At 39.7% G+C, this 19,824-nt stretch carries 20 protein-coding genes; 9 read left to right on the top strand and 11 right to left on the bottom strand.

Annotated features, from left to right (window positions below):
- Window positions 1-14: 14 nt before the first annotated feature.
- From LEPBI_RS14620 to LEPBI_RS14605, 4 genes are all read right to left on the bottom strand, one after another.
- Window positions 15-821, bottom strand: coding sequence for a carboxypeptidase-like regulatory domain-containing protein (locus tag LEPBI_RS14620; protein WP_012389910.1), 807 nt, complete (start codon window positions 819-821; stop codon window positions 15-17).
- Between the two features lie 136 nt (window positions 822-957).
- Complete coding sequence (locus LEPBI_RS14615; protein WP_012389909.1) at window positions 958-1,776, bottom strand: Ig-like domain-containing domain; 819 nt, start codon at window positions 1,774-1,776, stop codon at window positions 958-960.
- A gap of 106 nt (window positions 1,777-1,882) precedes the next feature.
- Complete coding sequence (locus LEPBI_RS14610; protein ID WP_226992802.1) at window positions 1,883-2,752, bottom strand: Ig-like domain-containing domain; 870 nt, start codon at window positions 2,750-2,752, stop codon at window positions 1,883-1,885.
- Window positions 2,753-2,757: 5 nt separating this feature from the next.
- Window positions 2,758-3,579 (bottom strand): LA_0442/LA_0875 N-terminal domain-containing protein, encoded by an 822-nt coding sequence (locus LEPBI_RS14605; protein ID WP_041770054.1) that lies wholly within the window; start codon window positions 3,577-3,579, stop codon window positions 2,758-2,760.
- Window positions 3,580-3,811: 232 nt separating this feature from the next.
- On the opposite strand from LEPBI_RS14605, the gene eat reads away from it, so the two are divergent.
- The gene (eat, locus tag LEPBI_RS14600) at window positions 3,812-5,116 is read left to right on the top strand and encodes an ethanolamine permease (protein ID WP_012389906.1); all 1,305 of its coding nucleotides are present in this window, start codon (window positions 3,812-3,814) and stop codon (window positions 5,114-5,116) included.
- Between the two features lies 1 nt (window position 5,117).
- Here eat and LEPBI_RS14595 read toward each other — a convergent pair whose 3' ends face one another.
- Genes LEPBI_RS14595 through LEPBI_RS14580 form a run of 4 tightly spaced genes read right to left on the bottom strand, consistent with a single transcriptional unit; the run spans window position 5,118 to window position 10,680 of the window.
- Entirely contained in the window at window positions 5,118-7,193 is a 2,076-nt protein-coding gene (locus tag LEPBI_RS14595) for an adenylate/guanylate cyclase domain-containing protein (protein ID WP_012389905.1), read from the bottom strand.
- The gene (locus LEPBI_RS14590; RefSeq protein WP_226992801.1) at window positions 7,194-8,744 is read right to left on the bottom strand and encodes an FMN-binding glutamate synthase family protein; all 1,551 of its coding nucleotides are present in this window, start codon (window positions 8,742-8,744) and stop codon (window positions 7,194-7,196) included.
- Between the two features lie 41 nt (window positions 8,745-8,785).
- On the bottom strand, window positions 8,786-9,184 hold the full coding sequence (locus LEPBI_RS14585; protein WP_012389903.1) for a response regulator: 399 nt from the start codon (window positions 9,182-9,184) through the stop codon (window positions 8,786-8,788).
- Window positions 9,181-10,680, bottom strand: coding sequence for a sensor histidine kinase (locus tag LEPBI_RS14580; protein WP_012389902.1), 1,500 nt, complete (start codon window positions 10,678-10,680; stop codon window positions 9,181-9,183). The genes LEPBI_RS14585 and LEPBI_RS14580 overlap by 4 nt, the downstream gene beginning before the upstream one ends.
- A 153-nt stretch (window positions 10,681-10,833) precedes the next feature.
- Here LEPBI_RS14580 and LEPBI_RS14575 point away from each other — a divergent pair, with 153 nt between their 5' ends.
- A complete protein-coding gene (locus LEPBI_RS14575; protein WP_012389901.1) occupies window positions 10,834-11,187 on the top strand; it encodes a single-stranded DNA-binding protein in 354 nt (117 codons plus the stop codon).
- 44 nt (window positions 11,188-11,231) lie between these two features.
- Here LEPBI_RS14575 and LEPBI_RS14570 read toward each other — a convergent pair whose 3' ends face one another.
- Together LEPBI_RS14570 and LEPBI_RS14565 are read right to left on the bottom strand one after the other, a co-directional pair.
- On the bottom strand, window positions 11,232-12,293 hold the full coding sequence (locus LEPBI_RS14570) for a hypothetical protein (RefSeq protein WP_012389900.1): 1,062 nt from the start codon (window positions 12,291-12,293) through the stop codon (window positions 11,232-11,234).
- A gap of 51 nt (window positions 12,294-12,344) precedes the next feature.
- A complete protein-coding gene (locus LEPBI_RS14565; protein ID WP_012389899.1) occupies window positions 12,345-12,851 on the bottom strand; it encodes a DUF3332 family protein in 507 nt (168 codons plus the stop codon).
- Window positions 12,852-12,980: 129 nt separating this feature from the next.
- Here LEPBI_RS14565 and LEPBI_RS14560 point away from each other — a divergent pair, with 129 nt between their 5' ends.
- The 7 genes from LEPBI_RS14560 to LEPBI_RS14530 are packed head-to-tail and all read left to right on the top strand — an operon-like array spanning window position 12,981 to window position 18,768.
- The gene (locus LEPBI_RS14560) at window positions 12,981-14,447 is read left to right on the top strand and encodes an MBOAT family O-acyltransferase (RefSeq protein ID WP_012389898.1); all 1,467 of its coding nucleotides are present in this window, start codon (window positions 12,981-12,983) and stop codon (window positions 14,445-14,447) included.
- A 47-nt stretch (window positions 14,448-14,494) separates the two neighbouring features.
- Window positions 14,495-14,842 (top strand): PilZ domain-containing protein, encoded by a 348-nt coding sequence (locus LEPBI_RS14555; RefSeq protein ID WP_012389897.1) that lies wholly within the window; start codon window positions 14,495-14,497, stop codon window positions 14,840-14,842.
- Complete coding sequence (locus LEPBI_RS14550; protein ID WP_012389896.1) at window positions 14,839-15,531, top strand: Rossmann-fold NAD(P)-binding domain-containing protein; 693 nt, start codon at window positions 14,839-14,841, stop codon at window positions 15,529-15,531. Before LEPBI_RS14555 ends, LEPBI_RS14550 begins: the two co-directional genes overlap by 4 nt.
- Entirely contained in the window at window positions 15,528-16,280 is a 753-nt protein-coding gene (locus LEPBI_RS14545) for a lysophospholipid acyltransferase family protein (protein WP_012389895.1), read from the top strand. Before LEPBI_RS14550 ends, LEPBI_RS14545 begins: the two co-directional genes overlap by 4 nt.
- A gap of 10 nt (window positions 16,281-16,290) precedes the next feature.
- Entirely contained in the window at window positions 16,291-17,457 is a 1,167-nt protein-coding gene (metK, locus tag LEPBI_RS14540) for a methionine adenosyltransferase (protein ID WP_012389894.1), read from the top strand.
- 2 nt (window positions 17,458-17,459) lie between these two features.
- Window positions 17,460-18,425, top strand: a complete 966-nt coding sequence (locus tag LEPBI_RS14535; RefSeq protein ID WP_012389893.1) for a transketolase family protein — start codon at window positions 17,460-17,462, stop codon at window positions 18,423-18,425.
- Between the two features lie 16 nt (window positions 18,426-18,441).
- Window positions 18,442-18,768, top strand: coding sequence for an ATP-dependent Clp protease adaptor ClpS (locus LEPBI_RS14530; protein WP_012389892.1), 327 nt, complete (start codon window positions 18,442-18,444; stop codon window positions 18,766-18,768).
- Between the two features lie 45 nt (window positions 18,769-18,813).
- On the opposite strand, the gene LEPBI_RS14525 is transcribed toward LEPBI_RS14530, so the two are convergent.
- Window positions 18,814-19,692: a glycogen-binding domain-containing protein gene (locus tag LEPBI_RS14525; RefSeq protein ID WP_041769898.1), complete on the bottom strand. Its 879-nt coding sequence runs from the start codon at window positions 19,690-19,692 to the stop codon at window positions 18,814-18,816.
- Window positions 19,693-19,824 lie beyond the last annotated feature (132 nt).

The following is a 19,824-nucleotide window of genomic DNA, read 5'->3' as shown; positions in this document are numbered from 1 at the left end:
TTGTCAAGTATGAGTTACAGTCCACATTGGGAGATACAACTAAAAGTGATCGTCCTTGGAGTGAGAGGGATTCCTGATACTGAAGAACGCAAATTTGATGTCAAAGTGATTTGATAGGTTGTTCCATTGGAAAAATTGTTAGTTTCAACATAAAAGGAGCTCGTGCTCATTGTCACTGGGCCAAATGTAAGACTCGGAACGACCGTTAGGTTTTCAGAAAGCCACTGAGCGTCTTGTCCTTGTATTGGTCCAGCTACATCTTCTGTAAAATAAAATTCAAATCCTTCTGGTGTATTGGCACGAACTTCATTTTGATATGGATTGGAACTCAACAATTCAAAAAAACTAGGTTGGTTCCCTGGTTCATAGGGTACAAAACTACCAACCTCAACAGGGAACGAATTGTCACTTATCTCCACAACTTGAATGTCCGTTGGGGAATTGACTTGTAGTTTGAATGTAAAATACGGGGATCCTTCTTGCGAAACGGCAAACGTCGTTGTCCCAGAGGCAAGACGAATGAAAAACCTTCCCCCTTCATCCGTGGTAGCACTTGCATCCAATCCATCCAATTCGTATGTGCGACTGGTCACTGTTAGGAGAGCATCTGTGACAGTTGACCCATTTTCATTGCGGATTTGACCTGTGATTGAGATTGCAAAGGGACCTGAGGGTACAGATAGTAAGGATAGGCCTTGCAAAAGTGAGTTTTCTTTTTCGGGTTCCGTGAACACAAATTTTTGAAGGATGGGATTGAAGTAACAATTCGAAACGCAAAGGATTGAGAGGAGGATAATAAAGGTCTTAAGAATTCGGTTCATTGTCGTACATTCCTATTGTGAGTAGAGAACGTGAGTAAAACTCAATATAGGAAATATTGAATATAATAAAATATCATGTCAAGGGGAAAAACGGGAGAATCTATTGAAGAAATTACAGTTTATCCTAAGTTTAGAATCAAGGATTAAATTGATAGAAAAATTGTATCGTTCTCGGTGTTAATGGTTTGCCAGTTGCAGATAGGATTCCTGATCCAAGAGTAATTTCATAAGCCGTCATTCCTCCTAATCCCATTGGATAAATTGTAAGTGTATTGTCTGATACATTCATGAGATTGTCAAAGGAAATAGCAGGTGAGGGACTGATGTTCTGAGAAATCCAAGCGTCTACTAAAGTACCAGTTTCCAATGCAGAAATTGGAGCCTCTGAGAAATCAAAAATCATTGCACTGATATATACATTTACATTTGCATTAAGAGGGACTTGGTTTGATTGTCCGTCAATTGTATACGCTTTTACCAAATCAAATACATTTGTTTGATCTGCGATGTTGATTGCTCCAAGTCCATTGATTTGAATCCCTGGAGCAGCACCGTACAAACTATAGGTGATTTGACTAGTGCTTACTACGTCTAAGGTAAATTCAAAATAATACAAATTCTCTTTATACACCGTAAAAGAGATCTGCCCTGATTGGTAAGGGATATAAAATCTACCACCAGCAACTGTTGTATAACCTGAACTTGTTGATTTTGATTGAGGAGCAAAGGATTTTCCTGGTTGCAAAACAAGGCCTGCTTCCCCCAGCCCATTGGCATCGATGATTTGACCTGTGATCAAAAGTGTGGGACCAGAAAGTCCTAAAAGGCCAAGGAAGGAATTGTTTTCCTCTGGTTTTTCCGGGCTTACAATGGAATTGACGAGTGGATTGAAATAACAATTTGCAAAGATGAGGAAGGAAAAAGAAAAAATGAACTTTGCTACATTTGATTTCATACTTACCTTCCTCTAAAAACTACGATCTCCTTTCCACCCTGCGGTCCAGAAATTCTATCTATAATTTATTTCATTTCGATTCACTTGGAAAGAAGAAAATCTTTCGTTACGGAAGATTTTCCTGGGTGAAAAAACGGATCGTTGTGGGTGTAACTGGTGTTCCTTTTACAGAAGAAATTCCAGGACCAATTTGCATGGTATATAGTATATCAAACACACTCACCATAGCCATGATCGATATTTGATTCCCTGATACCGCAGGGGAACCAAAGGTTATGGAGGAGGGAGAAACAATGATATTGTTGTTAATGATGCTTTCCAACTCGATGAATTCCCAATTCGGTAAGGTATCTGAAAACGTAAGAGTGATGGTAGTTGTAGAGTAATATGCAGTTCCATTATTTTCAGGAGTTGAAGAGATAATATCAAAGAACACGGGTTTGTTCGTTGGATCATAAGGGAACAAACTACCAATTTCATATTCTGGTGGGTCAATGCTCGTAACACTGACCATACCAGGCCCACTGACATTCAATGTAAATGTTACGAGTGCTTCTCCTGCATCCGTCACTCGAATTGTAGTATTTCCTTGCCCTATTGGAAGGAAAAAACGACCTGAACTCTCAGTATTTCCCGTGAGGCCGATACTATCAGCGATACTTTCGGATGCTGTGACGGAATATTCTTTATTAAACTGAGCTACACCTGATCCGTTTCGGATGATACCAGAAAGATAGAATGAAGATGATAAGCCATTCAGTGCCAACAAAAGACCTCCATCCAAGAGGCCAGCTTTTTTCTCTTCTTCTAACATTGGATTCAGTAAGTCATACACAAATGGATTCAAATAACAATTCTGAAACATCATAATCGGAAACAGTAAGAGACAGATTCCTTTTGAGATGTTTTTCCGTTTCAGAAGATGAAACTGATCAAAAATTTGTATCAACTGTTTCAATTGATTTATTTGGTTCATCAATTTCATTTTTTCTTCTTCAATGATTCTAAATCTTTTTCAAGTAGTTCTAATTCGTACTTTTCTTGTGCTTCTTTTAACTCTTGTTCTGTTTTGATTTGTTCAACTGCTTCTTCTTTGATACGATTGATTTCAGAATCAGAGACCATACGAAATCCATTCCCTTCGCAGACATCCACGATAATGGTTTTTCTTGTGATGGTGATTGCAAACCCACCGAGAAGTGTGATTGCTAAGTCTTTCCAAGTAGAAGTTTGACGGATTCGTACGGGCCGACTGTCATTTGGAAGTAAAACATTCCAATCTGGTTCTTTGAATCTAAGTCCACCAAACAACCAAAAGTATTCTGGATATTCTTGAAAGGTTTGGCATTTTGCTGATTCAGGGGCAAGGGTGATCATATTTCCATCGGCAACTGATGTGAGGATAAAGGAGTCACGAAGGCTATGTGCGACCTTGGTTCCTTCTCCCAGTTTGTTGCGATTTTCCAATTCTTGTTGCGCGAGGGTTTCTCTACGTTTGCGGATCTCTTCTTGTTTGGCTGCGATTGCTTTTTCTTTTTCTTGTTTTCTTTTTTCTTCTTCTTCTTTTCGAATTTTTTCTTCGTCAGCTTCGGCTAAATCTTTGTAGATGATTTTTAAGACAGATTTTTTAGAAATCACCATGTGTTTGCCGTTCTGTGCATCAATTTCGACACTATCAACATTTTGATTGGTGACGATCCCTTTGATGGACTTACCTTCTTTTAAGAGAATGGTTTGCACAGCTTGAAGAGGAAATAAAAAGAAATAAATCAGGATAAGGAATGTTAGTTTGTTGTTTCGCATGGAATGGACACCAATAAATCTAGGATTTGTCCTATAATTATTAGAATGTTTCTCAAATGCAATTAAGAAATTAAAAGAATTTGTGAAATACAGTGTCAAATTCGCAACAAATCTCTCCATCGAACCATTGTTTCATTTAGCAAGATCATTTCTAAAAAAAATTGGAAGACATAAAGTATAGGAATGGGATTTGAATGTTGGAATCCTATGATTCAAAAAAAAAGGCACAATAATGAACGATAGCCCAAAATTGCACAAAGCCCTCCATTCTGTTCACCTTTGGGGGATGGCTGTTGGGCTTGTGATCTCTGGTGATTATTTCGGATGGAATTTCGGTTGGGCAAAAGCAAACTTTTGGGAATTTGGTTTTGCCATCATATGGATCGCATTATTTTATGTGATGTTTGCTTTGTGTTTTACTGAACTTGCTGCCAGCATTCCGCAAGCAGGTGGACCTTCTGCCTATGCAAAACGTGCTTTGGGTGATACGTTTGGTTTTTATACAGGTTATCTTGTGTTAGTCGAGTTTCTCCTTGCTCCACCTGCCATCGCTTCAGCACTTGGTGGATACATTCATTTTTTATTTCCCATCATTCCTTCGTTTTATGCAGGAATTGGAATGTTTGTTTTATTATTACTCATCAATTTAACAGGGATCAAACAAACCGCTCGCTTTGAATTGTTTGTTACCTTCGTTGCTGTGATGGGCCTTTTGTTTTATTTGGGATTAGTTTTCCCTCATCTTTCTATGGAAAGAATTCCGAGTTTTCCAACATTTCCATCCATCTCTTTTTCTTCAATTTTCATTTCGATACCATTTGCGATCTGGTTCTTTTTAGCTGTGGAAGGAGTCGCTTTGGCGGCTGAAGAAGTTAAAAATCCAGCAAAAGATATTCCCAAAGGTTACATCGCAGGTATTTTCACCTTACTTTGTTTAGCTGGAATGATCTATGTATTTACTGCTTCTGTGGTGCAAACAAATGAAATTGCAACAATTGAGTATCCTTTGTCTTTTGTATTAAATTCATTGTATGGAGTTGAATCCATTTGGCCCATTCTTTTCACTTTCATCGGATTGTTTGGGCTTGTTGCTTCCCTTTTTGGTATCATCTTAGGAAACTCACGTTTGTTGTATGCGATGAGTAAAGAAGGATACCTTCCCAATTATTTGTCAAAGTTAACCAAAGGTCCTCTTGTCCCTCAAAATGCAGTTTTATCTGGCGGAATCTTGGGGATTCTATGTATGCTGTTTTTAGATACAGCAGAACTCATCACCATCTCTGCATTAGGTGCATGTGGCATGTATCTATTGAGTTTGGTTTCTTATATCATTTTACGAAAGAAAGAACCTCATTTGGATCGTCCTTACAAGGCTCCCCTGTATCCAATTTTGCCAGTTGTTGCAATCTTATTTGGTCTATTTGCGTTTGGATCTGTCTTTTATGCGGAGCCAATTTTAACAATCGTGGTGTTTGTCGTAGGAATATTACTAGGTGGTGGATATAATATGAGCCAAACCAGAAGGAATCGTATTTGATTTAGCTCGTCCCAATCTCGAGTTTTGAACGTTCGAGTGCATCCTTGCAGCGTTCGAAAAACAGTCGTGAGACGGAATCATCTGGATTTTTATCTAGAAGTGAGGCAAAACCTTGTTTTGCTTCTTCAAAGTCTTCTCTTCGGTAAGCATCTAAAGAGAGAGTGTAATCATCAAGACAGGAAATCAATCGATTCGCTTTTTCAGGTTCATAACCATCTAACACTTCGACTACAAATACTGATTCTGTTTTTCCTTTGATGTTCACTCGGTCTAATAATCTGTAATGAAAACCCAAAGTATCGGAAGATTCGATAAAGGTTTCTGCACTGATCACAATCCTGGAAGAAAATAATTTGGTGATTCCTTCAATTCTCGATGCTAAATTGACCGCATCCGAAATCACTGTCCCTTCCATACGTTTGTGTTCACCTAGAATTCCCAGTGTCAAATTCCCTGTGTGAATGCCAATGCCCACTTCAATTGGAATGTATCCACAATTGGCACGATGGTGATTGTATAGGCGAATGGCTTCTTGCATTTCTACAGCTGCTTTTACCGCATCATTGATATTATACGGAAAGAGTGCCATCACCGCATCACCAATGAATTTATCAATGAAACCATTGTTATGTCGAATGATTGGTCCTACTCGTTGTAAGTAACTATTCAAAAAGTCAAAATTTTCTTTAGGAGTGAGGGTTTCAGAAAATTCTGTAAAGGAACGAATGTCTGCAAATAAAACGGTCATTCGTTTTTGCACTTGGTCCCCTAGGTCCACTTGCCGAATGTCATCCTTTCCTAAATGGTATAAAAATTCAGTGGGAACAAACCGGCTAAAGGATGAACTAAATTGTTTTTGTTCTTCTGCAAATTCTAAAGTTTTGATGATGTTTTGACGGACAATCCTTCCGAAGGTAAATACTTGTAAAAAAACAAAAATCACAACCGTAGACGGCGCAATGTAGGTTGTATGGATGATTGCTTCTGCATGCAATACATCATTCGTAGCACCTACCAAAATGTGACCTATGCCAAATAACAGAGGTTTTGCTTCCATTCGGTTCTTTTGGTAAGCACGGAATAAATAAAACAATACAAATAATCCATTGAGCACAAAGGCAATGGGATAAATGGAAGCTGTTTCTGTGAAATACACTGGTGGTAAAATCAGTCCCAACGTAAGGATGGCCGAAAGCGTATAAAAAACATTTCCCAGTTTTTTAGAAAATTCATTTGGAAAGATTGTGTAAAAATAATGGTAGAGGAGTGGAGCCGACCAGTACCACGATAAATATTCCAACCGGAGTAAAATCCAATACGGTAAGTCTATAAATTCAAGGACAATCCGTTCCCCTGTGGAAATGGTTCTAAGTAATACAGCAAGTGAAAATAAAAAGATCCCTAAAGTTTGTCTTCCATCACGATTGTAAAAATACATCACCAAAAAGAAAATTCCTACGAATGCAAAAATGGAACAAAGAATCGTTTCATTCATTTTGTGTTTGGTGAGGCGACTTTCCGCTTTGGTGTAAGTGGAAAGTACGATGTCATTCCAAATACCACCTTTCCTATGCACATAGTTTGCTACGTACAAATCAATGGTTATGTTTTTTTGTTGCGGTAAAACAATGATGGTCGACCGAACCATGGGAACAAATTGATTGGTGTTGCTTGCAGGAACTCCAGATCCTCCATAATACTTTCCATCAATATAAATGGCATATGATGTGTCTTGTTCATGGACAGTGAGAGCCATGGTTTCCTGTAAGTCATCTGGCAATTGGATATGCAATCGAAAGCTAGCGTGCCCAAATCCAGAGATCTTTCCATATTCCATTTGGTAGCCATTCCAATGATTGGGTAGGTTTAGGATCCGATCCGAATTTGTTTCCTGAATGTTTGTTGGAGCCGTGTTCCAATAAAATTTCCAATCACCCATTAAGGCAACAAATGGATCTGTTTGGAAGGAGTGTTGATTTAAATTGATAAACCCATTTTTTGCTTCTTTAATGGTATTCCTTTCTTCAGACAAGCAGCTAACAAGGAATAGTAAAGAGAATAAAATGAGTTTTTTCATCTAAGCTTGTCGTTTTGGAAACACGGTATAGTCTTGGAGTTTGGTAAATTTTACCTCATCACGTTTGTAACCGAGTAGTCCCTCAAGGGTTTGGTAACGATTCATCCCCATACTAATTTCGATGTCTTGCCCTGTGAACTGGCCTGGGTGTTCATACCCACAAGAATGTGCCAAGCTGAGTAATTCTTTTCTGAATCCTTGGATGTACTTTGCGGCACGTTTCCCTTTGATGGTTGGGTCCACTCCGCGCTGTAACCACCAGTTTTGTGTGGCAACACCTGCAGGGCAATGGTCGGTATGGCATTTTTGTGCTTGGATACAACCGATGGATAACATCGCTTCTCTGGCAATATTGATGAGGTCACAACCCATGGCAATTGCAACAACGGCTCGGTCGGGAAATCCCAATTTTCCTGATCCAATCCAAACGATCTGTTCCGATAATCCTTCTTTTTGGAACAGAGTGTACACTCGTTGGAATCCAATTTTAAACGGTAAGGAAACATGGTCTGCGTAAGTAAGAGGTGCCGCCCCCGTTCCACCTTCCCCACCATCGATGGTGATAAAATCAGGTCCTTTTGAGGTGCGTTTCATCTCATCTGCTAGTTCTTGCCAAAATTCAATTTCTCCCACCGCACTTTTGATACCAACAGGCAAACCTGTTCCGTTGGCAATGGTTTCAATGAATTGAACCAGTTCTTTCACATTGGTAAATTCACTATGGGAGTTAGGTGAGATACAATCCTTGCCTTCTTCTACATGGCGAATGGATGCAATTTCTGCGTTTACTTTTTTGGCAGGTAAAATACCACCTTTACCAGGTTTGGCGCCTTGTGATAATTTGATTTCGATCATTTTCACACAAGCATTTGTTCCTACTTTTTCTTTTAACAGATCTAAGTTAAACTTTCCAGAATGGTCTCTGGCACCAAAATAGCCAGTCCCAATTTGCCAAACGATGTCAGCACCTTCCATATGATAATGACTAAGCCCCCCCTCACCAGTGTTATGGTAAGAACCGGAATCTCTTGCGCCTCGATTCAATGCGAGTACGGCATTTTTTCCAAGTGATCCAAAAGACATAGCAGAGATATTCACAATGGAATAGGGACGGTAAGGAAATTTCCGATTTGGACCAATTACTTTGAGGCATGGGATACAACTTGGGTCATTGTTATGGATATATGCTTTTGATTCCGGATAAGGAAAGGCTTTGTGTTTGATGATGGGGTATCCAGGTTCGTATTGGATTTCTGTTGTTCCAAAACCAAAATTATTATTTTGTCCTTTGGCTGTTGCGTAGATCCAACTTCTTTCTGTCCGGTCAAATGGCCTTTCTTCTTTGTCATTGGCAACCCAGTACTGCCTGAGTTCTGGGCCAATCATTTCTAAAAAATAACGTAGCCTTCCAACGATGGGAAAGTTTCTTTGAATGGTATGTTTTTTTTGTGTGATGTCACGAAGGAAAACAAACACAAAAAAAAGTAAGATCCCAATCCATGTTGAGGAGATAGGATTTGTTTCGATCCAAGTCAAAATTTGATTCATCATTTGTGCATCCATTTCTATCTTCGAACTCAAGTATTGACAAGCTAAGATTGTAGATGGGCCAAAGAATCCAAAAGTTTTTCTTTGGTGAATGGTTTAAAAATATAACCTGAGACATAAGGTATTTTTGCGGCTCGTTCCGTATCTGCATCATCCACTGAAGAACTGACCAGATAAATTCGGATCGGTTTGGGAAATTTAGAGAGGAGTGGTTCCACCGCTTCCAGGAATTGCCATCCATCCATAAACGGCATATTGATATCCAAAAAAACAATATCAGGGAGTTGGGAAACGTTATCCGATTCTTCTTGGAAAAAACTAAGAGCATTCTCGGCGTCAGAAAAAATCAGTACTTCTACTGTGATCCCTGCATTTGCGATGATCTTTTTCGTAGTGAATTGATAGATTTTATCATCATCAATGATACAAATTCTGGGGTTCATAGATTTGTACTCCCGAATGGGAAGTAGAGTAAAAAAGTAGCTCCTTCACCTGGTTTCGATTTCACTTCGATCCTTCCACCCAATGATTCCATCGTGTATTTCATTAAAAACAAGCCGAGGCCTTTGCCACTCATATGACGATGAAAAGTCTTTTTTAACTGAAAAATTTGGTCACCATAGCGAGATAAATCGATCCCAGAACCGTTGTCGGAGAAAGAAATGATGGTTTCTGTGCCAATGGCAAAGGATTCAATCACGATCCTCAAAACTCGGGAAGGGTCAGCAAATTGTAGGGAATTGCTCAGGAGTTGTAAGAGTACGGTTTCTAAATAATCCTTTGAAACAAAGACCTTTTCCTTTTCTGTCACATTGAGGTCGATCTGTACCTTTTTTTCCAATAATTCCCCTTCCATCAATTTTTGTACTTTTGAAAATGTATCTTTAATGGAAATCCATTCCGGATGGTAATGTTCCAAACTTTGGATTTTTAAAGTGGTGATGAGTTCAGAAAGTATGGTTTCTAAATCTTCAGTCACTTCGTCCAAATGATTTTGGAGTTCGATTTTTTCTTCGGCTGCATCTGTGACCTTTAAAAGGTCTACCAAACTCCTTAGGTTACTGACAGGAGCACGTAAATGATGAGAGATGATTTGGTTGTATGATTGTAATTGTTTGTTTTGGATGAGAAGGGAATTTTTTGTCGCCTTTAGGTGTTCATTATTTTCTAAAAGTAGGTTTTCCGTTTTTTTCCTTTCGTCAATATCGATGATTTGCGCCAAATAGTATATGGGTTGGCCCATCTCATCACGTAACACTGTCACTGTGATGTATGCCCATACCAAATGCCCTGCTTTGTGGAAATATTGTTTTTCAATGGAATAATGATCGATCATTCCTTTTTGGACAGAATCTCTGTAACGGAGATTTTCTTCGAGTTCTCCAAGTGAACTGATCTCAGAAAAATGTTTTCCTAGCAGTTCAAAAGTTTCATATCCTAAAAATTTTGCGAAGGCTTCGTTCACATCATCGATATAACCCTGTTTGCTGGAAAGTACAAGACCAATTGGTGAGTCGCGGAATAATGTTTTGAACTTTCGTTCCGAAAGAGCTAAGTTTGCATCGGATTCTATTTTTTCCGAGATGTCACGAGAAGATGTATGTAAATATTGTTTTCCTGTTGTGGGATGGGTGGTCAACCGGTTGTCACTCTGTAACCAAATATAAGATCCATTCTTATGTAGAAAACGAAATGTGGGATTGATATTTTCTGCCCCATGTAATAGGGGTTGGTGAGATCTTTCAAAAATCAATCGTCGATCATCTGGATGAAAAAAATCATAAGGATTTTTTCCCAACAATTCCTCCGGTTGGTATCCAATCACGGTATCGGAATTGGGACTGACATAAATGTAAGTTCCATCCGTTTCATGTAAGCATACTAATTCTCGGCTAATCGAGGTTAATAACTGCAATATCTCCGAATCTGGAAGTGGCACACCCTTATTCAATAAGAATCGGACTCACTTGTCCATCCCAAATCAGAGTTTTTTTCTAATTATAAAAACGGGTGGTAACCAAATTTTTTTTACCATCCCTCAAGTTTTCCACCTCATTATCTGTGGCCACAAAAACTGTATAGGGATACTCAAATGAAAAATCTATCGTATATCATCTTGGATGGGAACTTAACATCTGATCCAGAAGAAAAAACAATCGCTGGGGGGAAGTCACTCGCACACTTCACAGTTGCCGTCAATCACTCTCAAAACAACCCTGATTCCAAAGAGAAAGATGATGTGTCTTTCTTCGAAGTGGAAGCATGGGAAAAATTAGGAGAAAACTGTGTAGAGTACTTAAAAAAAGGAAGCAAAGTGACTGTCATGGGCAACCTAAAACAAAATCGATGGAAAACTCCTGATGGGGAAAATAAATCGAAGGTAAAGGTCACTGCATCAACCGTTCGTTTTGATAGTATGAGGAAACGAGAAGAAAAAGTCGCTTAAGCTTTGCGGGTGTTGGCATTCCACCTTCACCCGTGTATTGGAATTTAGGGAGTTGTGATCGTTCTTTTTTTATGTTTGGTATGAGTGGGAGAATCAAAGATGGAATGGTTGTCATCTTTTTCCGTTTGAGCATTTTCTTTTCCTTCCTCAGGTCGTTTTTCCTCTTCTACATTTGTTTGTTTAGTGCTTTTACCAACAGAAAGGATTCGAAAAAAACGCGGCGAGGAAACCAAATTCCATTCTCTAAAAAAGAATTTTGTAAAGGAATGTTTCGGACCATACATTCCATTGGTTGTTTCAATTTTGACTTTGATATTGGTTTTGAATTCGGATTGTTCTTCTTTTGTGAGATTAGGAAATTGTGCAATTTCGCCATTTACATAACGATTTCTTAAGATATCCAATTCTCTTCGGTTTCTCGAAGTGACATCTTCGAAGAACTTTTGTTTTGCGCCAAAGCAGTTTCCGTTATAGGACTCACAGTTTGGTTCTAAGTAAGGGTGAACGTATGTTAACTCTAAGTAAATACTAATGTATTCACCTGGCGATGGCACTTTGCCATCAAAAATTTCTAATACTTGTGGGACAGTGTCACGATCAGAATATTGTCTTTCAATGGCTTCTCTTGTGACTTTTGTTTCGGGAGTGGTGCTGTTTACCTTTACTGGTTTTTTGGATTCGCCAACGATCACTTTGTTCCGCATCACTTCTGTTTTTGTTTCAAGAATTTCATAGGCTTGGAAGTTGACGGGTTGTTTTGCGATGATTTCTCCTTTTTGGTTTAGTACAACGATATGATGGTCAATGATGGTTCCGGCAATGATCTCTTCGATGATACTAATGCCTGCGTCCTCAAAAAACAAATCGAGTTGGATGAAAGGGATTTTGTTTTCTGAATACTCCACATTCACACCTGGTTCTTGGGTGAGGGGTTTTCTAGAATTGGATTCTAACCCAGGATTTGCCTCTTGTTTGGTGATCATCTTGATACGATTCAAATTGATTTGTTCGGATTGTGTGGGAAAGGTCGGAATCATGACCTGTTGTGGTGTTTGGCACTTCCAAACAAAAAACAAAAGGAATATGATTAAATGAGCACGTTTCATAATTAGAGTATCGGCAAAGGATTGCCCCTAAAATTAGGGGCAATATAGGTCTTAGATGTGTTTTGCAGTCATTGGAGGGAGGATTGGTCCACTGACTTGTTGGATTTCAACATACTTTCCGTTGATGAGTCGGTATGCTTTTTCTGGTTTGTCTTTTAAGAAATAAACAGACTCCATTCCTTTCGCAGTGGGAGCATCCATTCTTAATACCTTACCCCATTCAGTGTAAGTGAGAGTGATGGTCTGGCCATTTTCAGAGTATTCTTTCACAAGTTTTCCATCAAAGTCATACTCTGCCATCGCGATTGGGTTTCGGTCAGTCCAGAATTCAATTAAGTTGAAAATCAGAATGTCTAAAAAACTTCCGATTCCATAGGCAATGTACAATGGGAAAATCATCAATAAGGAACGAAAGAAACTCGCAAGTTTTCCTGATCCAATTTGAATTCCTGCATTAAAGGAATACACTGCTTTGATGGCACCGAATTTTCCAAAACAATTGGAAAGAAGACCAAATGACAATAACCCGACAAGAGCTGTTTTAAATATTTTTTTCATTTTCTACCTCTACATTTTTTAGTTGAAAACTAGTGACCAATCATAAGTGAAATGATTGGGTTCTGCAAGTCGAAATGATTGACAGCGGCATTTTTTCGATGATTCTGGTCTGAATAGAAGGCGAAACCATTGATCTTTTCTGATTTTGAATACTTTGTCTTCTTTCTTTTTGTATTTTTTACCGTTTGGTATTTATTTCCAGCCATCTTTTCGAACCAATCTAAAGAAACTCGTATTTTACATGTTTTCCTACTCATCAGTAGTTATTTTTTCTACATGTCTTGGGATTATCGATTTGGTGCTCTCATTTTGCTTTCAACAGCAATTGACTTTTATGTTGGACTCAAACTAGCAACGGAAACGAGAGAAAGGATTCGTTATTATCTATTACTCTTTAGTTTGATCACAAACTTAGTTTTTATTTTAGGATTCTTTAAGTATTATAATTTTATTGTGACTCAAGTAAATACAGTCACAGGATATGCGTTTGATGGTGAGTTTTTACCTGTTTTAAAAATCATATTACCTGCCGGGATTTCATTTTTTACCTTCCAATCCTTGTCGTATACTATTGATGTCTATCGAAAGGAAATTCCTGCCGAAAAAGATTTTATCCGTTTTGCATTGTTTGTGAGTTTTTTCCCTCAGCTTGTGGCAGGACCTATTGTTACAGCACGGACCTTTATGCCTCAGTTGTACAGTCCCAAAAAATTGGAAGACATTGAGTTCCGAGTTGCAATTCGTTTTTTTATGTTAGGTTACTTTAAAAAAGCAGTTTTGTCAGATATGGTGGCTCCCACAATCGATGCGATTTATGCCAATCCTGCCGGGCACCATGCTTACGCATTACTGATAGCGGCCGCCCTCGGTGGCATCCAAGTGTATTTGGATTTTAGTGGGTATTCGGATATGGCAATTGGAAGTGCCATGTTACTTGGATACAAACTACCCACAAATTTTAACCTTCCTTTCCTTGCGACATCTGTTTCGGGATTTTGGCGTCGGTGGCACATGACTCTCAATTCCTGGTTACGAGATTATATTTACATTCCCATGGGTGGAAGTCGTGTAACTTCTGTACGGCGTAAATTCAATTTATGGTTTACCATGTTTGTGAGTGGGGTATGGCATGGAGCCCAATGGACCTTTGTGTTTTGGGGTTCACTCAATGGATTTTTTTATGTCTTAGAAGAAATCTGGAAAGAATGGTTCCCAGATAAAAAAGATGAACCATCCTCTCCCTTCTGGAATCTATTTCGAGTTCCCATTTGGTTGTTTCAAAATCTACTCAACAATTCCATTTTCTTTTTAGGAGCCATTTTTTTCAGGTCCCTCACTTGGGAAAATGCTTGGATCCATTTAAAAGGGATTTTCCTTTTTCAGGACGGGAATTTGAGGCCCTATATGTGGAAGGATTTTCTTTGGGTGATTGGTTTTCTCATCCTCGGACATATTGTTGGTTATTTCCTCTTTGAGAAGGGAAAAGGAAAAAAGATTCCTGCCAGTTTGGAGTTTGCCATGTATCCGATTGTATTTCTTGTCTTAAATTTAGCTACACCAGAAAATTCTGTTCCTTTCATCTACTTTCAATTCTGATTTGCTTTTTTCGTTTCCAATTCTAGGATTCCATGTAACTTGTTGCTATGGAAAGTGAGCGAAGGCTTCCTAGAATTTCCCCAGGTGATTTTTCCGAGTTCGAAGTCCATTTGGACCTCGAAGGGATCACATTATTTGGCAAATTAGGAAATATTTCTGAAGAAGGTCTTTGTTTTTTGGGTGAGGACGACTTACTCAGCGATGAAATTGAATCCCAGGTTTTGGGAAGTATTGTTTGGGCAAAAGGCACAAAACGTTTGTTCTTTGAAGGGACCGTCATGTGGACACAAAATTCTAAAATCAAAAATGTAATCTACCATATTGCGGGGATTCAATTTTTAGAAAAAATCAATTTAACAGATTCGATGCTCGCCAGAAGTTTGGAGATCAAATGAAAATATTATTATTAGGTGGAACGGGGCTTGTCGGCAAACAAGTGTTACTTTCTCTCCTGTTCTACCCACAAATCAAAAAAGTAATCGTTTGGGCTCGTCATTTTGAAAACTCCGCCAAACCAAACCTTCCCATCGAAGTGATCAGAGCCACTTGGGAAGATTTCCAGTCAGGCAAAGTGAGTGTCCCAGAGGGGATTGACGCTGTCTTTTGTTGTTTGGGAACAACAATTGGCAAAGCAGGTAGCCAGGAAAAATTTCGTGAAATTGATTTTGATTACCCTTTACTTGCCGCAAGACAAGCGAAAGAAAAAAAGATCCCAGGCTTTTATATCATCACTGCTATGGGATCTGATCCCAACTCTTCCATTTTTTATAACCGAGTGAAGGGCGAGTTGGAATGGGAATTAAAAACTCTGAAATTCCCATTTTTAGGAATTTTTCGGCCGTCCTTACTCATCGGAGACAGAGAAGAATTTCGTATTGGCGAAAAAATAGGGGAAGTGATGGGGAACTTCATTCCTTTTGGAATTTTGGGATTACAAAAATACAAACCCATCCAAGCCGCTTATGTTGCCAAAGCAATGATCCATTCTTTGTTAAAGGACCAACCTGCAGATGGATCGTTACCCGTTGTAAAAATTTATGAAAACGATGTCCTTTGGGAGATCGGCAAGGACCATTCTTTTTGATTCCCGATAATAAACAAAAACCCTATTCTAAAACCAAATACATCATCTTAAGTTTTGTGGTTCACTTCATTGTGAGAGTTTGGTATTTATTTGTCCGCAACCAAAAGTTTATGATTCCAGAGGAATCAGCAAAGGTAATTGAACAGGGAAGGAATTACATCATCGCAGTTTTCCATGAGACAACTTTGTCCTTATACCGCCATGCCACACAGTACTTAAAATCAAAGAAAAAAGCGGACATGGTGGCACTCGTTTCACAATCCAAAGATGGAGAGATCATCCACCAAACCTTTGCTCGCTCAGGGCTTCGTTCCGTGCGAGGTTCTTCCACAAGAGGTGGAACTGGTGCCTTTCGAAATATCTTAAAAGAGATGAAACAAGGTGCCGTTCCCATCTTTACCGTGGATGGTCCAAAAGGACCAAGAAAGGAAGTGAAACCTGGCGTCATCGTGACCGCTTCTCTCACCGGTTTTCCGATTTTGTACCTCCATTCCTCTTATGACAGGGCCTATGTTTTCAAAAGTTGGGACCGCCATTTTTTCCCAAAATTTGGGGCAAGGCTTTTCATTCAATATGGGAAACCCTTCCATGTTCCCAAAGGTCTCACGGAGAGCCAAATTGACGAATATGCAAAAAAATTAGAAACGGAAATGCAGGCGAATGCGGACTCCCTCGAGAGCTATGTGCGTGGACTCTTTCCTGACAATTCTATTGACGTACCACCTAAAAACGAAACTTTAACCAAGTAAGGTAAAAAATATGTCCTCTCTAAAAAACTATATCTTCACTTCTGAGTCCGTATCTGAAGGACACCCAGACAAAGTCTGTGACCAAATTTCTGATGCCATTCTCGATGCGTATTTAGCGCAAGATCCAAAATCCCGTGTTGCTTGTGAAACCCTCGTGACCACAAACTTAGTCGTCATTGCTGGTGAGATTACAAGCAAAGGAAAAGTTGACACACAAGAAATCGCCCGTGATGTGATTCGTAAAATTGGATACAACGACATCAATATGTACTTTGATGCAGACTTTGCTGTGGTTGCCTCTCACGTGCATGCGCAGTCACCTGATATCGCCCAAGGGGTGAATGAAGGGGAAGGCCTCCACACAGAACAAGGTGCTGGCGACCAAGGTTTGATGTTTGGTTTTGCGATTGCAGAAACCCCTGAACTCATGCCGGCTCCACTCTATTACTCACATAAACTTTTAGAGCATTTAGCAGAACTTCGTCACACAAACAAAATTGATTGGCTTCGACCTGATGCAAAATCACAAGTCACCATCCAGTACGAAGATGGAAAACCAAAACGTGTGGATACAGTGGTGATTTCTACCCAACACAAACCTGGTGTCACTCATAAACAAATCGAAGAAGCAGTCATTGAAGAATGTATCAAAAAAATGATACCAAAAGAACTTCTTGTGAACACTCGTTATTTCATCAACCCAACTGGTAAGTTTGAAATTGGTGGTCCACATGGTGATACTGGTCTCACAGGTCGTAAGATCATTGTGGATACATACGGTGGAATGGGTCGTCATGGTGGTGGGGCTTTCTCTGGAAAGGATCCATCAAAAGTAGACCGTTCCGCTGCTTACATGGGCCGTTACATTGCAAAAAACGTAGTCGCAGCAGGTCTTGCACATAAATGTGAAGTCCAGTTGGCATACGCTATTGGTGTGGCACAGCCTGTATCCGTTCTTGTGGATACTTTTGGAACAGGAACCATTTCTGATGAAGAAATTGCAAAACGAGTTCTTGCCAACTTCAAACTCACTCCAAAAGGGATCGTAGAAGGTTTAGATCTTCTTGGAAAGGGAAGAACTTACCAAGAAACAGCAGCATATGGTCACTTCGGAAGAACAGGAAGTACATTCACTTGGGAAAAAACTGACAAAGCAGACGCTTTGAAAAAAGGATAATTATGGGAGCACCTAGCCAATCCACAGCGGACAAAAAAGCAACAAGAGATGCATATGGCGAAGCCTTAGTTGAGTTAGGTGCATCTAGACAAGATGTGGTGGTTTTAGATGCGGACCTTTCTGGTTCCACTAAAACTGCTGACTTCAAAAAAAAGTATCCAGAAAGGTTTTTTAATGTAGGGGTCGCTGAACAAAACTTAGTTGGTCATGCGGCGGGCCTTGCGCTCTCTGGATTTGTTCCTTTTGCATCTAGTTTTGCTATGTTTTTATCTGGTCGCGCTTGGGAAGTTGTCCGTAATAGTGTCGTTTACCCAAAGTTAAACGTGAAATTAGTGGCTTCTCATGGTGGGATCACTGTGGGAGAAGACGGTGCCTCCCACCAATGTATCGAAGACTTTGCTATCATGCGTGTGATCCCTGAGATGACCGTCATCTGTCCTTCTGATTTTAATGAAACCAAACAAGTGATCCATGCCATTGCCGATTACAAAGGCCCTGTGTATGTGAGAGTGGGTCGACCTGCCATTCCTGTCATCGAACGAGAAAACTACAAATTCCAAATCGGAAAGGCAGAAGTGATCTCGGAAGGAAAGGATGTTTGTATCATCGCCAATGGAGTGATGGTCAACGAAGCAATGATTGCCGTTGGACTTCTCAAAGAAAAAGGAATTCATGCAAGCTTACTCAATATGGCAACCATCAAACCTTTGGACAAAGAAGCCATCGTTGCCAAAGCGAAAGAGTGTGGTGCGATTGTGACTTGCGAAGAACACAATGTCATCGGTGGCCTTGGTTCTGCAGTCTCTGAACTTTTATCGGAAGAATATCCCGTACCAGTCATCAAAGTAGGGATGAAGGATACTTTTGGAAAATCAGGAACATGGAGTGGGCTCCTTGATTATTTTGGTCTCCGCGCAAAGGATGTTGTGACTCACGCGGAACTTGCGATTTCCAAAAAGAAAAAATAGGTTTAGGGCTTCGGTGATGACCGGTTCCGGAGCTACCCAACCTTCGATTCTAGAAGAAACAGAAATCAAACCCACGAAACATGACGGCCCTTGGAAGGTTGTGTTGTGGGATGATGACCATCACACGTACGAATACGTGATCGAGATGCTGATGGATGTTTGCCAGATGACCTGGGAAAAAGCCTTCCAACATGCCGTTGAGGTGGACACTCGTAAAAAAACCATCGTCTTTTCCGGGGAATTAGAACACGCCGAATTCATCCACGAACGAATTTTGAATTATGGACCAGACCCTCGGATGAGTTCTTCGAAAGGTTCCATGACTGCAACTTTAGAACAATAACTTTAGATGGTTAGGTGTTCTGTGACATCTTCTTTCAATTCAGTGTTACATCTTTCGTTCTAAGGCGTAGTTACGTTCTGGAACAAGAAGCGAAGAAACCGATTCATTGGTATCTACTTTGATGTTTGTGGTTGGATTATAAGTATCTAACACGGTTTCCCCATCTACGATGAATTGGTAATGGTATTCCCCAGGGAGTAGTTTTTTCTCTAGAGTGAATACTCCCTTCCTGTCTTTTTTCAAAAAATCATGTTCCGGGTTCCAATCATTAAAATTGCCAACCACTCGTACGACTTCCGCATTCGGTAAATAAATTTGGAATTTGACTGTACGAAGGTCTCTTTCTTCATTTGGAGAATCTTCTAAGACCATAGTTTTCGTTTGTCGCTCTGTGTCTTTGGAATCCAAGACAAAACGAGAATAATAAGACCCGGATCCATCTTCCACCTTATCAAAGTTTTCTGGATCATAGGTAAGAAGCCCATTCACACGGAATTTGTATTCATACACTGGATCGTCTTCGTAGTTTTCTTTGATTTGGGTAGGTTCAATGACCGTATAATAGATCCCGTATTGGTTCCGTTTCATTTCAGAACATTCCCACTGATTGAAACTCCCACAAATTTCAACCGATTCATCTCGTAGGCCATTGTAGGTAAATAGAATCCCTCGGTGCAAAAGGTTCCCACTGGACACATAGGACTCGACATCAAGATAACGAATGTAACGTGGGGCAATGTTTTTTTTCAAACTTTCCAATTGCCAGAGGTAATAGACCGTGTCCTGGTCTTCGGTTTCGTCCGACATTTCAAGTTCCCCGGAGGAAAAACTACCAATCCAATCCATCCCTTCGTCGGCGAAAATTCCAATTCCAGTGAAAAAGAGTAAAATGAGGGCGATTCGGATGAATTTGGATTTCAACATAGTGCAGTCGTCTCTAAAGTCCTTTGTCTTTATTTTCGGCAGGATTGAAAAAAGAGAGTGAAAGGTTTTTTTCTGAAGGAACGATCTGACATAATAAAAAAAATATTCTGTCATTTTAAGAAGGGGCCGATA

Origin of the sequence: Leptospira biflexa serovar Patoc strain 'Patoc 1 (Paris)' (genome assembly GCF_000017685.1) — a bacterium.
In the GTDB taxonomy this organism is placed as follows: Bacteria; Spirochaetota; Leptospiria; order Leptospirales; family Leptospiraceae; genus Leptospira_A; species Leptospira_A biflexa.
This window is presented reverse-complemented; position numbering and strand designations above follow the sequence as displayed.

Bases quoted from the DNA above. Each gene is read 5' to 3' on its own strand.
- LEPBI_RS14525 (WP_041769898.1), bottom strand. From the start codon at position 19,692: ATGTTGAAATCCAAATTCATCCGAATCGCCCTCATTTTACTCTTTTTC.
- LEPBI_RS14620 (WP_012389910.1), bottom strand. From the start codon at position 821: ATGAACCGAATTCTTAAGACCTTTATTATCCTCCTCTCAATCCTTTGC.
- LEPBI_RS14570 (WP_012389900.1), bottom strand. From the start codon at position 12,293: ATGAAACGTGCTCATTTAATCATATTCCTTTTGTTTTTTGTTTGGAAG.
- eat (WP_012389906.1), top strand. From the start codon at position 3,812: ATGAACGATAGCCCAAAATTGCACAAAGCCCTCCATTCTGTTCACCTT.
- LEPBI_RS14555 (WP_012389897.1), top strand. From the start codon at position 14,495: ATGGAAAGTGAGCGAAGGCTTCCTAGAATTTCCCCAGGTGATTTTTCC.
- LEPBI_RS14590 (WP_226992801.1), bottom strand. From the start codon at position 8,744: ATGATGAATCAAATTTTGACTTGGATCGAAACAAATCCTATCTCCTCA.
- LEPBI_RS14550 (WP_012389896.1), top strand. From the start codon at position 14,839: ATGAAAATATTATTATTAGGTGGAACGGGGCTTGTCGGCAAACAAGTG.
- LEPBI_RS14565 (WP_012389899.1), bottom strand. From the start codon at position 12,851: ATGAAAAAAATATTTAAAACAGCTCTTGTCGGGTTATTGTCATTTGGT.
- LEPBI_RS14530 (WP_012389892.1), top strand. From the start codon at position 18,442: ATGACCGGTTCCGGAGCTACCCAACCTTCGATTCTAGAAGAAACAGAA.
- metK (WP_012389894.1), top strand. From the start codon at position 16,291: ATGTCCTCTCTAAAAAACTATATCTTCACTTCTGAGTCCGTATCTGAA.
- LEPBI_RS14595 (WP_012389905.1), bottom strand. From the start codon at position 7,193: ATGAAAAAACTCATTTTATTCTCTTTACTATTCCTTGTTAGCTGCTTG.
- LEPBI_RS14535 (WP_012389893.1), top strand. From the start codon at position 17,460: ATGGGAGCACCTAGCCAATCCACAGCGGACAAAAAAGCAACAAGAGAT.
- LEPBI_RS14585 (WP_012389903.1), bottom strand. From the start codon at position 9,184: ATGAACCCCAGAATTTGTATCATTGATGATGATAAAATCTATCAATTC.
- LEPBI_RS14615 (WP_012389909.1), bottom strand. From the start codon at position 1,776: ATGAAATCAAATGTAGCAAAGTTCATTTTTTCTTTTTCCTTCCTCATC.
- LEPBI_RS14575 (WP_012389901.1), top strand. From the start codon at position 10,834: ATGAAAAATCTATCGTATATCATCTTGGATGGGAACTTAACATCTGAT.
- LEPBI_RS14605 (WP_041770054.1), bottom strand. From the start codon at position 3,579: ATGCGAAACAACAAACTAACATTCCTTATCCTGATTTATTTCTTTTTA.
- LEPBI_RS14610 (WP_226992802.1), bottom strand. From the start codon at position 2,752: ATGAACCAAATAAATCAATTGAAACAGTTGATACAAATTTTTGATCAG.